The 13,788-nt window shown below is 62.7% G+C and carries 10 protein-coding genes and 4 pseudogenes; 10 read left to right on the top strand and 4 right to left on the bottom strand.

All coding sequences use genetic code 11. From position 1 onward, the window contains the following. The first annotated feature begins 4 nt into the window (after positions 1 to 4). The 6 genes and pseudogenes from DRB87_RS16620 (at position 5) to groL (ending at position 6,640) form a co-directional block, all read left to right on the top strand. Positions 5 to 1,342: an amidohydrolase family protein gene (locus DRB87_RS16620; RefSeq protein ID WP_130026693.1), complete on the top strand. Its 1,338-nt coding sequence runs from the start codon at positions 5 to 7 to the stop codon at positions 1,340 to 1,342. Further along, entirely contained in the window at positions 1,339 to 2,328 is a 990-nt protein-coding gene (locus tag DRB87_RS16615) for an alpha/beta hydrolase (RefSeq protein WP_240756028.1), read from the top strand. Before DRB87_RS16620 ends, DRB87_RS16615 begins: the two co-directional genes overlap by 4 nt. Before the next feature lie 37 nt (positions 2,329 to 2,365). Next, positions 2,366 to 3,213, top strand: a pseudogene (locus tag DRB87_RS16610) (fumarylacetoacetate hydrolase family protein). A 58-nt stretch (positions 3,214 to 3,271) separates the two neighbouring features. After that, a pseudogene (locus DRB87_RS16605) lies at positions 3,272 to 4,218 on the top strand (VOC family protein). Positions 4,219 to 4,654: 436 nt separating this feature from the next. Next, a complete protein-coding gene (gene groES / locus DRB87_RS16600; RefSeq protein ID WP_017231613.1) occupies positions 4,655 to 4,945 on the top strand; it encodes a co-chaperone GroES in 291 nt (96 codons plus the stop codon). Between the two features lie 48 nt (positions 4,946 to 4,993). Further along, complete coding sequence (groL, locus tag DRB87_RS16595; RefSeq protein WP_130026692.1) at positions 4,994 to 6,640, top strand: chaperonin GroEL; 1,647 nt, start codon at positions 4,994 to 4,996, stop codon at positions 6,638 to 6,640. 142 nt (positions 6,641 to 6,782) lie between these two features. On the opposite strand, the gene DRB87_RS16590 is transcribed toward groL, so the two are convergent. After that, on the bottom strand, positions 6,783 to 7,742 hold the full coding sequence (locus DRB87_RS16590; protein ID WP_130026691.1) for a LysR substrate-binding domain-containing protein: 960 nt from the start codon (positions 7,740 to 7,742) through the stop codon (positions 6,783 to 6,785). Between the two features lie 103 nt (positions 7,743 to 7,845). Here DRB87_RS16590 and DRB87_RS16585 point away from each other — a divergent pair. Beyond that, a pseudogene (locus DRB87_RS16585) lies at positions 7,846 to 9,056 on the top strand (nitrate/nitrite transporter). 91 nt (positions 9,057 to 9,147) lie between these two features. On the opposite strand, the gene moaC reads toward DRB87_RS16585, so the two are convergent. Continuing rightward, positions 9,148 to 9,627 (bottom strand): cyclic pyranopterin monophosphate synthase MoaC, encoded by a 480-nt coding sequence (gene moaC / locus DRB87_RS16580; RefSeq protein WP_130026690.1) that lies wholly within the window; start codon positions 9,625 to 9,627, stop codon positions 9,148 to 9,150. Positions 9,628 to 9,944: 317 nt separating this feature from the next. Between moaC and DRB87_RS23735 the strand changes: the two genes are divergently transcribed. From DRB87_RS23735 to DRB87_RS16565, 3 genes are all read left to right on the top strand, one after another. Beyond that, a complete protein-coding gene (locus tag DRB87_RS23735; RefSeq protein ID WP_130026689.1) occupies positions 9,945 to 10,364 on the top strand; it encodes a hypothetical protein in 420 nt (139 codons plus the stop codon). Continuing rightward, a complete protein-coding gene (locus DRB87_RS16570) occupies positions 10,289 to 11,518 on the top strand; it encodes a M48 family metalloprotease (RefSeq protein ID WP_370364009.1) in 1,230 nt (409 codons plus the stop codon). Before DRB87_RS23735 ends, DRB87_RS16570 begins: the two co-directional genes overlap by 76 nt. A gap of 371 nt (positions 11,519 to 11,889) precedes the next feature. After that, positions 11,890 to 13,113 carry a hypothetical protein gene (locus DRB87_RS16565; RefSeq protein ID WP_130026687.1) on the top strand — a complete coding sequence of 408 codons (1,224 nt, stop codon included), beginning with the start codon at positions 11,890 to 11,892 and terminating at the stop codon, positions 13,111 to 13,113. Between the two features lie 12 nt (positions 13,114 to 13,125). On the opposite strand, the gene DRB87_RS24325 is transcribed toward DRB87_RS16565, so the two are convergent. Continuing rightward, on the bottom strand, positions 13,126 to 13,347 hold the full coding sequence (locus DRB87_RS24325) for a hypothetical protein (RefSeq protein ID WP_370364057.1): 222 nt from the start codon (positions 13,345 to 13,347) through the stop codon (positions 13,126 to 13,128). A 119-nt stretch (positions 13,348 to 13,466) separates the two neighbouring features. After that, positions 13,467 to 13,766, bottom strand: a pseudogene (locus tag DRB87_RS24320) (DUF2946 family protein); the annotation flags it as partial. Positions 13,767 to 13,788: the final 22 nt, after the last annotated feature.

The following is a 13,788-nucleotide window of genomic DNA, read 5'->3' as shown; positions in this document are numbered from 1 at the left end:
CCCCATGAGCGAACATCGACGATTACTGACGGGCGGCTGGGTGCTGAGCATGGACCCGGCGATCGGCGATCTGCGCGTGGGTGACGTGCTGATCGAGGGCGAGCGCATTCTGGCGGTGGCGCCACGCATTGACGCAGCGGATGCCGAACGCGTCGACGCAAGCGGCATGATCGTCCTGCCGGGGTTTGTCGATACCCACCGCCATACCTGGCAGAGCTGCGTGCGGCATCGCTACGCGGATATCGATCCGCAAATTTACTTCGCCGAAATGCTGGGCGCGAAGGGGGCTGCGTTTCGCCCGGAAGACGTTCATGTTGCCACGATGCTTGGCGCAGTGTCCGCGCTTGACGGTGGCATCACCACGATGCTGGATTGGTCTCATGTCCAGAACAGCCCCGATCACGCGGATGCCGCGATCCTTGGGCTGCGCGAGGCCAACATTCGTGGCGTGTTTGCACATGGCTGGCCGCTAGTGGACGGTGCGTCGTGGATGTTCGACAGTCAGCGGGGGCATCCGGAAGATATTCGCCGGTTGCGAACGCGGTATTTTTCGTCGGACGATCAACTGCTCACGCTTGCCATGGCGGCACGGGGCCCAGAGATGACGCGGCGCGATGTCTGGCTGGAAGATCTGCGCCTTGCGCGCGACCTCGGAATTCGATCGAGCATTCACATGGGGGCGTATGCGCGAAACGCCTCAGTACGAGCGATCGCGCAGATGCATGACGCGGGCGTGTTGGGCGACGACTTGACGTTCGTGCACTGCTGTTTTTCCGGCGCCGACGAGATCGCGATGATGGCGGATGCCGGCGTAAGCGCTTCGCTCGGCGTGCACTGCGAGTTGAACGCACAAGGCATTGGCGATATCCCGTTTGATCGCTTGCTAGCGGTGGGCATCCGGCCTAGCTTGAGCGGCGATACCGAGACCAAATGCTCGGGCGATATGTTCACGCAGATGCGTCATGCCTTCGCGTACTACCGTTCGTGGATGGGCGGGCAACACTCGCGGGTCCAGAACGCACCCGCAACGCTCTCGATGCGCGAGGTGCTGGAGTTTGCCACGCTGGCGGGGGCGCGCGCCAACGGGCTGGATCACAAAGTCGGCTCTCTGACGCCTGGCAAACAGGCCGACATCATCATGATCCGTGGAGAGGACCTCAACCTCACCCCGGTGTCGGACGCCGTGGGCGCTGTCGTGCTTGCCGCGCATCCGGGCAATGTGGACTCGGTCTTCGTCGCCGGGCGCGCAGTGAAGCGACAGGGCCGAATGATCGGTGTCGACCTGAACGTTCTACGACAGCGTGCTGTTGCGTCCCAGCAATACATTCTTGAATTGAAATGAGTGACGCTAAATTGCCTCAGCCGTTGGACCGCGAGCTGGCGGATCTCGTGTCAGCGATGCGTGCCGCGCAAACGCTTCCGCCATTTTCCGGAACGCCGCAGCAAGCCCGTGAACGTATGCGCCGCGGCATTATGGCAGCGCGTGAACGCAATCCATTGCCGAAGGTCGGCGCGATGGAAGATGCGATCGCCGAGTCTGCGGGGGCGCATGTCCCAGTACGCGTCTACCGTCCCTTGGATCCGAGCGCGGTGATGCCTACGGTGGTGTTTTTCCATGGTGGCGGATTTGTTCTCGGCAGTGTCGAGCTGATGGATGACATCGCGCGCAAGCTCTGCCGCGACATGCGGGCGGTGGTGGTGTCGGTTGACTATCGACTGGCCCCGGAGCATCCGTTTCCCGCCGCACATCACGACGCGTTGACCGCGACGCGCTGGGCGGTCCGCCATGTCGCGGTGCTTGGCGGGGATCCGTCGCGGGTCGTGCTGGCGGGGGAGAGTGCCGGCGCCAATCTGGCAACGTCGGCGGCACTGACGTTGCGCGATTGCGGCGTCGGTATCTCCGCGCAACTGCTCGTTGTGCCGGGCGTCGACATGGCTCGCGACGTCGCGCGCATAGAGGCAAAGGGCATCGACTTCCCGATGCTTTCGCCATCCGACCTGCGAGACATCTCGCGGCTTTATATGGGCTCGGCTTTGGCGCGTGCGCGGGAGTTCCCCCCGTCGCCGCTGCGCGCTGCCGATCTGCGCGGCATGCCTGCCGCGTTGATCGCAGTCGCTGGCCATGACCCGCTACGCGACGAAGGTATTGCCTACGCGCGGCGTCTTGAGGCGGCGGGTGTGCCGGTGCAACTCCTGTGCTTCGAAGACATGTTTCATCCGTTCTTTGGCTTCTTCGAAGCCTCACGTTCGGCGCGTCGCGCCAACGACACCATCTGCCGCGCTTTTTCAGCGTGGCTCGAACAACATGCGCTGCCCCGCGATCTGTGAGCGGGCGCGCCAACCCTAAAGTCTCTGGAGAACACCCATGCGTTATGTATCGTTCGTAAAAAATGGAAAGGCGACGCTGGGCGTTCGCGATGGCGACGCCATTCGCGTGCTCGGCGAGGACACCCTGGAATCGTTGTTGGCGCGCGGGGTCGATCTCGTCGCTCATGGCCGCGCGCACGCCGGGCAGGAAAAGGTGAGCGCCGAAGGTCTCGTGTACCTGCCGCCGCTTGCCCGTCCCCCAAGCTCATCTGTGTCGGCCTCAACTATGCTGACCACACGGAGGAAAGCCCATACGAGCAACCGGATTACCCGACGATTTTTTTTCGCGTTGCAACCAGCCTGGTGGCGCATGAACAACCGTTGGTGCGCCCGGCAGTATCCGATAGCCTGGGCCTCGACTTCGAAGGCGAAATCGCGGCCGTGCTGGGCAAGGGCGGTCGCCACATCCGCAAGGAGGATGCGCTCGAATGCGTTGCGGGCTACGCGCTCTTCAACGACGGGTCGGTTCGGGAGTACCAGTTCAAGTCACCGCAATGGACGGTCGGGAAGAATTTCGACGGCACAGGCGCATTCGGTCCCGACCTCGTGACGGCCGACGAGTTGCCACCCGGCGCCAAGGGGCTGCTTCTGGAGACACGTCTGAATGGTGAGGTCGTGCAGTCCGCCAGTACCGACGACATGATCTTCGACGTCGCTCAACTGATCAGCATCGTCAGCCAGGCCATTACGCTCGAAGCGGGCGACGTGATCGTGACCGGTACGCCTTCAGGTATCGGCTGGGCACGCACACCGAAACTGCTGATGAAGCATGGCGACCTTTGTGAGGTCAGCGTGGCGGGCATCGGCGTGCTGCGCAATCGCGTCGTTGACGAGGCCATCCGCTAAGGTGTTTCATGAACGATCGACCAACGAGTTGTCGCCGATGATTTCCGAGGAGCGAGTCATGACCGAATTCTCATCGACGCATCCGCGGGCAGCGGTGCATTCCATCGACCATTTCGCGCTGAATGTCCCGTCGATCGACGAAGCCCATCGCTTCTTCGAGGCTTTCGGCCTGACGGTCAACCGCGCCGGACTGCAGGGCGACGAACTCGAGATCAGGGCGACTGACGGCCATCGTTGGGGACGCGTGCTCGCGGGGAGCGAAAGGAGATGGCATACCTTAGCTTCAACTGCTACCAGGACGATCTCGCGGACCTGCGTGCCCAGACGGTCGCGGCGGGCGCGAGCGTTGTCGCTTCGATGGCGGGAGGGGGCGGTGCCGGTTTTGAGTTCCGAGATCCCGACGGTAATCTGATTCAAGTGCGGGTGGGGCCGAAAACCAGCCCGAATAGCAAGACGGCGAGCCAGGCCGTCGTTGTCCCGGCGGACGCCCGCGGCGCTTGTACTCGGGCGGAGGTGGTGCGGGTGAAGCCGCGACGGCTATCGCATGTGTTGCTGTTTTCGCCAGATGTCCTGGGAGCGGTCTCGTTCTACGAACGCGCGCTGGGTCTTCGTTTGTCCGATAAATCGCTGGATCTGATCGCGTTCACGCACGCGCCGCATGGCTGCGACCATCATTTGGTGGCGTTTGCCAAAAGTCGCGCGCGTGGCTGGCATCATTCGTCGTGGGATGTCGAAGGCGTCGATCTGGTTGGGGAGGGGGCTGCCCAGATGCTGGCCGCCGGCTACGCGAAGGGATGGGGGACCGGGCGGCATGTGTTGGGGTCGAATTACTTTCATTATGTCGAGGATCCATGGGGATCCTTTTGCGAGTACTCGGCCGACATTGATTTTGTCTCGGCCGGACGAGATTGGCCCGCCGGGGATTTCGCACCGGAGGATTCGTTGTACCTATGGGGGCCGAACGTCCCGGAGAATTTTATTCACAACACCGAGGCCCAGGATTGACGAGACCCATGCCGCCGCGGTCTTGGCGCAGCACATGCCGGCCCTGAACGGTCCCGGCGTGCGGCCGTAAGCCCAATACGTTGCTCACCGCTGCGCCAATGTATTGACGGCGCTCGACCTGACCCGGCCGAAAGGGCGGCAACGATGGGCAGCGATTCGGTGGCCCACTTTTGATTGTTAAGTAGTTGATTTTGAATGTTTTGTGCGCTGCATTGGGTGTGAAAGGTTCACTGCGACATGAGCCAGACTCATCGCGACATGAATCTCGACACCCGAAATTCACCTCCGGGAAAACCCCGCGTCTTGAAATCGTCAAACCCCGTCCCTATAATTAGCACTCGTTGGCGCAGAGTGCTAACGCCATGAATTCACCAAATATGCAAATGTTTGCATATTTAGGTTTTGTCGATCTCACAGAGAGAAAGAGGAGCTTGTAATGAACCTTCGTCCCTTGCATGACCGCGTGATTGTCAAGCGCCTGGACAACGAAACGAAGACCGCATCGGGCATCGTGATCCCTGAAGCCGCTGCTGAAAAGCCGGACCAGGGCGAGATCCTGGCCGTCGGCCCGGGCAAGAAAGACGATCAAGGTAAGTCGATCGCACTCGATGTGAAGGTGGGCGACCGCGTTCTGTTCGGCAAGTACGCCGGCCAAAGCGTGAAGGTCGATGGCCAGGAACTGCTGGTCATGCGCGAAGAAGACATCATGGCCGTCGTGGCCGCCTAAGACTGTCTCCCCCAGACATCTACGTAAAGTATTCAAGGAGTTAATGCAATGGCAGCTAAAGAAGTCGTTTTCGGCGATGCCGCTCGTGCCAAGATGGTCGAGGGCGTCAACATTCTCGCCAACGCCGTCAAGGTGACCCTGGGCCCGAAGGGCCGCAACGTCGTGCTCGAGCGCAGCTTCGGCGGCCCGACCGTGACCAAGGACGGTGTGTCGGTCGCCAAGGAAATCGAACTCAAGGACAAGCTCCAGAACATGGGCGCGCAAATGGTCAAGGAAGTGGCTTCCAAGACCAGCGACAACGCCGGTGACGGTACCACCACCGCCACGGTGCTGGCCCAGTCGATCGTGCGCGAAGGCATGAAGTACGTTGCCTCGGGCATGAACCCGATGGACCTGAAGCGCGGTATCGACAAGGCCGTTGCCGCCGCCATCGAAGAACTGCGCAAGATCAGCAAGCCCTGCACGACGAACAAGGAAATCGCTCAAGTCGGCTCGATCTCGGCCAACAGCGATACCTCGATCGGTGACTACATCGCCAAGGCGATGGACAAGGTCGGCAAGGAAGGCGTGATCACCGTCGAAGACGGCAAGTCGCTGCAAGACGAGCTGGACGTCGTCGAAGGTATGCAATTCGACCGCGGCTACCTCTCGCCGTACTTCATCAACACCCCGGAAAAGCAAGTCGCGATCCTGGAAAACCCGTTCGTCCTGCTGTTCGACAAGAAGGTGTCGAACATCCGTGACCTGCTGCCGGTGCTCGAGCAAGTCGCCAAGGCTGGCCGTCCGCTGCTGATCATCGCCGAAGACGTCGAGGGCGAAGCCCTGGCTACGCTGGTGGTCAACAACATCCGTGGCATCCTGAAGACCTGCGCCGTCAAGGCTCCGGGCTTCGGCGACCGCCGCAAGGCCATGCTGGAAGACATCGCCATCCTGACGGGTGGCCAGGTCATCGCCGAAGAAATCGGCCTGACGCTGGAAAAGGCCACGCTGCAGGAGCTGGGCCAAGCCAAGCGCATCGAAATCGGCAAGGAAAACACCATCATCATCGATGGTGCCGGCGAAGGCGTGAACATCGAAGCCCGCGTCAAGCAAATCCGTGCCCAGATCGAAGAAGCCACGAGCGACTACGACCGTGAAAAGCTGCAAGAGCGCGTGGCCAAGCTGGCCGGCGGTGTTGCCGTGATCAAGGTCGGCGCTGCGACCGAAGTCGAAATGAAGGAAAAGAAGGCACGCGTCGAAGACGCGCTGCACGCTACCCGCGCTGCCGTGGAAGAAGGCATCGTCCCGGGCGGTGGTGTTGCACTGCTGCGCGCTCGCGTGGCCGTGGCCGACATCAAGGGTGCCAACCCTGACCAGGACGCCGGTATCAAGATCGTGCTGCGCGCCATGGAAGAACCGCTGCGCCAGATCGTCGCCAACGGCGGCGAAGAAGCCAGCGTCGTTGTGGCCAACGTGATTGCCGGCAAGGGCAACTACGGCTACAACGCTTCGAGCGGCGAGTACGGCGACCTGGTGGAAATGGGCGTTGTGGATCCGACGAAGGTCACCCGCACCGCACTGCAAAACGCCGCTTCGGTGTCGGGCCTGCTGCTCACGACCGATTGCGCCGTTGCCGAACTGCCGAAGGAAGATGCTCCGATGGCTGGCGGCATGGGTGACATGGGCGGTATGGGCGGCATGGGCATGGGCATGTAAGTCTCGCAAGAGACGGCATGACGGGGTGCCGCAAGGCACCCCACCTGTCTGGTCGCCGGACTTCGCCACGGAATCTTCGATTTGGCGGCGCAAGTCCGCACCGGAAACGGCAACGACTTCTTCGGAATTCGTTGCCGTTTTTTTATGCCTGGGCGATCGGCACGTCGCCGTCGCCGCGCCGCAGACCGGGTACGGCAAGCGGAGTCGTGGCCGCAATCTCATCCTGCATCCACTGCCAGAAGGCGTGAATCGCGCGCTCGCGCGGATGGTTTTCCCGCCAGCTCACGTGATATTCGAGGCTCGGCGCAATGCGGACATCGCCAATCTGCACCAGCTCGCCGCACGCGAGCGCATCGCGAACGAGCAAGCTGCGTGTGGTGGCGACACCTTGTCCGGCCATGGCGGCACGCAGGAGCAACCCGGAGTCGTCGAAAATCGGCCCGCGCGTTGGCTCATGTGGCGCCAATCCGGCGGCGACCTGCCAATCGCGCCATGATCGATAGGCGAAGCGCAGCATCGGCAGTTTGTGCGTATCGGCCACCGTGAACCCGGGCACGCGCGCGATCAGATCGGGGTGGCACACGGCGATCACATAGTCGTCGAGCAGCTTGCGCGTGACGAACCCGGTCGCTTCGACCCGTTGATGCCAGATGCCGACGTCGACCGAATACGGATCGGGCGCGGCAATATCCGCGTGAATTCGCACCACCAGATCGATATGAGGCTGCTGCTCGCTAAAGCGGCCCAGCCGAGGAATCAGCCATTGGGCCGCGAGATCGGTCATGACGCTGATTTCCAGACGAACGACGGCGGGCGACGCGCCCGACGCCGTGCCCGCTCGGGCTTCATTCATCGCCTCAATGAGTTCCGACATCCCAATGCGTACTCGCTCGGCCAGACGCGCCCCGACACTGGTCGGGATCATGCGAGCCCCCACGCGGCGAAACAGCGCCGTGCCGAGTTGCTGTTCTAGCGAGCGCATGTGATGACTCACGGCGCTGTGCGTCAAATTCAATTCGTCGGCCGCCCGCGTAAAGCTACGGTGGCGGGCCGCAGCTTCGAGTGCGCGCAGCGATTGGAGGGGCGGGAGGTGAGGAATCATGATGTCAAATTCTACTCACAATACGGGCGCAAAGGTTTCGTTGGCTTCATGCCGGCGTTCCACCGACAATCGATACCCGAGCAAATGACTAAGGTATAGCTTCATGTCGAAGGCACTTCGCATCTTCGTCCTGTTCGCCTGCGGATACTTCGTCTCCTACGTGTATCGCGGCGTAAATATTGGGTTTGCGCCGTACATGACGCGCGATCTCGGCCTCTCGTCGGCCGACCTCGGGTTGTTGACGAGCCTCTACTTTCTCGGCTTTGCCGGCGCGCAATTGCCGGCGGGCGTGCTGCTCGACAAGTTCGGCCCGCGCCGGGTCGCGTCGCTGGTGCTGCTGCTCGCGGCCGCGGGTGCCGCGCTGTTCGGGCTGGCGCAAGGCGTCGGCGCACTGATGGCGGGACGCTTGCTCATCGGTGTCGGCGTGTCGGTGTGTCTGGGCAGCGCCTTCAAGGCATTGGCGCAATGGTTTCCGGTGGCACGTTTGCCGCTGCTCAACGGTCTGGTAATGGCCGTGGGGGCATGGGCGGGGTCGTGGTGGGAACGCCGCTCAACTGGCTGCTCGGGCTGACCGACTGGCGCATTGTGTCGTTCGGACTGGCGGCGTTGACCGTTTTCATGTCGGTCGCGCTGTGGTTCGGCGCGCCCGAGAAGCCGGGTTCGCACGCGCAAGGCGGGTTGTCCGAGGCGCTCAAGGGCGTGCGTCAGGTGCTGGGGAGCGGAATGTTCTGGAAAGTGACTTCGCTCTCGGGGATCACGCAGGGCGTGTTCTACGCAATGCAATCGCTATGGATGGCGCCGTTCATGCGCGACGTTGAAGGGCTGTCGGCGTCGCAAGCTGCCTCGCTGGTGTCGGTCGTGGGGCTTGCGATGATGGCCGGCAGCGTCGTGTTCGGTGCGGCTGCGCGCTCGCTCGAACGCCGTGGCGTGAGCGTGTTTGCCTTTTCCGGTGCCGGGATGGTGCTGTTCGTCGTGGTGCAGTCGCTGTTGTTGATGCGTACGCCGATTCCACCGGTCTGGCTTTGGGCCGCCTATGGCATCTTCGGCGGCACGGGCATCCTGTCTTATGCGGTGTTGGCGGAGCATTTCCACGGCACGTTGATCGGGCGCGTAAATACGTCGCTCACGCTCGTCATCTTCCTGTTGATCTTCTTGTGTCAGGTGGGCGTCGGGGCCGTGCTCGGCACTTACGCGGCGCACAGTGCGCAAGCGCATTTCTCCGCTTGGACGGGCCTGATCGCACTGCAAGCGCTGGGGGCAGTGTGGTATTTCTGGCCCCAACGTCAGGGCGCGAGCAAGGTCGCAGCCGCGTGAGGCGGTGTGGTGTGACTTGATGGGGCGGCCCGCATAGCGGGCACGCCGTCTTGAGCATCGGGAGTCGAGTGGCGCGTGGCGCGTCGCTGGCTTAGTCCTGCGCCACCCAATCTCCCGATTTCCCGCCGTGCTTCTCCAGCACGCGCACATCGGTGATCGTCATGCCGCGATCGACGGCCTTGCACATGTCGTAGATCGTCAGCAGGCCGACTTGAACCGCGGTGAGCGCTTCCATTTCCACCCCCGTACGGCCGATGGTTTCGACCTGCGCGCGGCAGTGTACGGCGTTCGCGCCGTCGTCCACCAGAAACTCGACCGTCACACGCGTAAGCGCGAGCGGATGACACAGCGGAATCAGATCGGCGGTGCGCTTGGCACCTTGGATGGCCGCAATGCGAGCGATGCCCAGTACGTCACCCTTCTTGGCCGTGCCGGTGCGAATCAGCGCCAGCGTTTCCGGCTTCATCTGAATGGTGCCGCGCGCCACGGCGATACGATGCGTGCTGTCCTTGCCGCCGACATCAACCATGTGGGCCTGACCGGCGGTGTCGAAATGGGTGAGTTCTGCCATGAGTCGATGCTGAAAAGAGGTTGCAAAAGTGCCGGCATCGGACACGCGAGCGCCTTTCGCGACCGAAAGTTTGGCGGTGTTTCGGATGTATTTTGACGGTATCGAAGACGTTCTGGCGATGCCGCGGAACGTCTACGTCTGGCTGCTATCATAGCAGCAGCCCCGTATGATCAGCGCCACGCGGCGCCCATTTCCATGACGCGTTCGTTACGTTCGTTGCGCGCTGCCATCGGCATGTCCGACAGGATTCCCATGCGTCGCCCGCTCCCGTCGCCTTCTCCGCGCTGCCCGTCGGGCGCACGGTACGCATGACCGCCATGTCGAAACCCTCTGCTCAGCCGATTCCGCGCGAGCGCAACGTCGCGCGCTGGCGGCGTGTGCTCGCGTTCGCCATGCTGCCGGTCATGACGGCGATGACGTTCGCGGCCGTCGTCGTGCCCACGCAGGCGGCCGCGCAGTCGCTCCCGTCGCTCGGCCAGAGTTCCGCCGCCGACTTGTCTCCCGCGATGGAGCACAAGCTGGGCGAGCGGGTGATGCGGGAGATTCGCGCCGATCCCGATTACCTGTCGGATTTGCTGCTCTCCGACTACGTCAATGCCTTGGGTGGCAAGCTCGTGGCGGCCACTCGCAAAGTGGGGCTCGACGCCAGCCAGAGTTTCGAATTCTTCGTGGTGCGCGATTCGAGCATCAACGCCTTCTCGCTGCCGGGGGCTTCATCGGCATCAACACGGGACTGATCGTCGCCACTCGCACCGAGTCGGAACTCGCCTCGGTGATCGGCCATGAGACGGGGCACGTTCTGCAACATCACATCGCGCGCATGCTCGGGCAACAGGCCCAGAACTCGTGGATTGCCCTCGGCGGCATGCTGCTCGGTCTGCTCGCCGGCATTGGGGCGCGTAGCCCGGATCTCGGCATGGGGATCGCAATGGGCGGGCAAGGCCTTGCCGTCGACCGGCAACTGCGTTTTTCGCGCGATGCGGAACGCGAGGCCGATCGGGTCGGCTTCCAGTTGCTCCAGGCGGCGGGCTTCGACACGTACGCGATGCCGACCTTCTTCGAGCGTCTGCAACGGGCGGATTCGATCAACGAAGCCGGCGTACCGGAGTATGTCCGGACTCACCCGCTGACGACGGATCGCATCGCCGACATGCTCAATCGCTCGCGCACTGCCGCTTATCGTCAGCCTGTGCAGTCGCCCGAATATGCGTTTGTGCGGGCGCGCTCGCTCGTCTTGCAGCAGAAGTCCGCAAGCGATTACGCGGCGATCGCCGACGCGCAACGCACAGCGATCCGCACGCAGACCACATCGAATGTGGCGGCGGCATGGTATGCGGTGGCGTTGGCCGAGTTCAAGCAGCGTCGCTGGGTGCCGGCGCGCGAGGCGCTGGAGAAGTCGCGCGCGGCCTTCGGCGGCACGGGGCCGGGCACGCCGAGTCTGGCGGTGCTGGCGTCGGATATCGCGCGCTTGTCGGGTCAGCCGGACGAAGCCTTGCGCGTCGCCGCGCAGGCGCGTGCCGCGTTCCCACTCTCGCAGGCCGCCGATATGGCTTATGCCGACGCCTTGGTCGCCAGTCAACGGATTCCCGACGCGACGAAGTTCCTGCAAGCGCAGGTCGAGCGCTACCGGAGCGAGCCCATCTGGTGGCGGGCGCTGGCAGGGGCATTGGCCGCGTCCGGCAAGCGGGCGCGTCAGCACGAAGCGTTGGCGGAACAATATGCGCTGCAAGGGCAGTGGATGGCGGCCGTCAGCCAGTTGAAGCTCGCGCGCGAGGCCGGCGATGCCAGCTTTTACGAGATGTCGGTCATCGACGCGCGTCTTCACGAGTTCCAGCGCCGCTACAAGGACGACAAGGAAGACGAGAAGGACTTCGGCAAACTGGCCGGATAAGCGGCACGTGCTGCAAAGCTGCGTACACTTTTTCGCGCGCGAATCGCGCCGTCGCGTTTAAGTTCTCGGAAAGCGCCTGGCATGTGGAATTGGCGAAGTGAACTTGGAACATCTGACTTTTCCCATTCGGGATTCTGATGCCCCCATTGCATACAACACTTCGATTGGCCAGTATGGCGAGTCGGTGCCGCGCTCGCTTCGCAGCGCGATTCCGCTGCGAACTTTTCTTAGCCGCCCACTAATACTCGCCTAAGGGCTGCCACGGCCGACGTTCGGTCGTGGTTGCTCTCTCACCTCGCACCGTGTCCCCATTCCGCGTTTACCTGTCGTTGGATTTTCTCCTTGCGGCCTACTTAGGCATGTGGAACGCAATGGTCCCCATCGTATTGCTCGGCCGCTTCGGTACCGCGGGCGTCGTGGCGTACGAGATAGCGCTCGCCACGAGCGCCTTCATCGCGCTGCCCATGGCGGCATCATGGACTGAGCGGTTGTCTCGCAGCAAGGTCCTGCGCTGGGCATGTTTGATCATCGTGCTATGCGGCATGTCGCGGCTGGCGATTGCGAGCGCAACGCACAGTGTCACTTTTTGGATAGTGAATGACATGGCGGCGGTCGCCGCCTTCGCGGTCTTACAACCGCTACTTAGCATCTACCCCGCGGAGCTTGTCGAGAAAGCGCGCGTGTTATCCGCGTTTCGCCTGAAGCGGGTTACGGTCAATCTCGGTCGTATTATCGGGCCATTGTTCGCCGGAGCCGCCTTACTACTCACCACTCACCAATACGCTTTGTGGTGTGTTGCATTGTTCGGGGGCGCTTTACTGCCCCTGCTGTCACGACTTCCAGTACTGCCTTCGTTGTCCCGGATCGGGACGTCAGCACCGGCCCCCGCGAGAACATGGTTTCGTGGTGCGTTTGCTGGATTTACACTGAAAATCCGGTTGCCGGCGGAACGCTTCTTCACGCTCTGCGACATGTTGCTGGTTATCGCGACGGCAGGGATCGTTCCGATGCTGATTCCTCAACTGGTTCAAAACGCGACACTACCGGACGCGCAGGTCGGTTGGTTGATTGCCGCATTCGTCGTCGGATCGATTGCGGGGGTTGTTGTTTTTCACCCCATCCTCTCCGGCGCACTGCAACACAGGCTTGGTTACATTGCGATATGGGCGGCGCTGGGCGCTAGTCTTGCCGTGGCAACGGCTGTCTATTCCGTTGTCGCACTGGGTGGGTGCTTGATGTCGGCCGGTGCATTCGGGGCGTGTCTGTCCATGAACGGCATCGATCGGCGGGTGATTGCGATGCCATCTTCCGTGCGCGTTAGAGTCGCGAGCGCAACGCTGCTGACGGGGCAGATGGCGAGCATGCTGTCATTCGCACTTTACGGCGCCTCGAACGCCTTGGGCAGCATGAGTGGGAGATGGTGGTTGTACGGCGGGCTGGTCTGCATCGCCGGATTGGCGTCGTGTCTCGCGCGTGAACCGTGGAAATTGCTCAGCGAGAATGATGCTGGCGATGGCGTTGAGCGCTTCTATACGAATCGATATCCCGATGCATTTGGCGAGCCCGCGACAGTGCGCCAAGATGTCGCGGCGTAAGGGCGCAATGACTCACGCCGATTGGTCGTCGGCCTGCGGGGTGCGCTCGAACCCATAAGTGTGCGGCAGGGTACCCGCATGAACCGTCGCGAACGGGAGCGAGTCGCCGTTGCGCCAATGCAGACGCACGGCGCCCTTGGCGTCGGCCGTATCGTCCGATGTCTGTGCAATCTCGAAGGCCTGAGCCAGATCGGACACCTGCGTGAGCAGATCGATGTCGTGATCGTGCAGCAACGCGAGCGGCGCGTTTGGCGTCGATCTCCCATCCCCTTCGGCTCCAGACACCGCCCCACGAACGCGACGTTGCCGTCCTCGTCGAGCAGACATGCCTGCGGCACGAACGCGTGGCCCAGCTGGTCCGTCAATACCGGCGCGCCGCGACCGTCGTTCGCCATCGCATTCCATGTCAGCCGCACCACGAACGGGGCATACGCCAGCGCAACGTACACGCGTTGCGGGCCGTTCTGGAAATACCATCGCCCGGCGTCGTCGCTGGCGTAGTTGCGTGCGATGAACGCCAGCAGCGCCGCATGGCGAATCGGATCGCCAGCCGTGCCCGCCGCCTGCGCCGCTTCGTCTCGCATGCGCCACTGTCCGCGCCGGTCGAGGGCGAGCCAGCCGTAGCAATGCGGCACGTTGGGCCACTTGGCCATCGCCTGTCGAACGATCTCATCC

Source organism: Pandoraea sp. XY-2, from assembly GCF_004193915.1.
Lineage (GTDB): Bacteria > Pseudomonadota > Gammaproteobacteria > Burkholderiales > Burkholderiaceae > Pandoraea > Pandoraea cepalis.
This window is presented reverse-complemented; position numbering and strand designations above follow the sequence as displayed.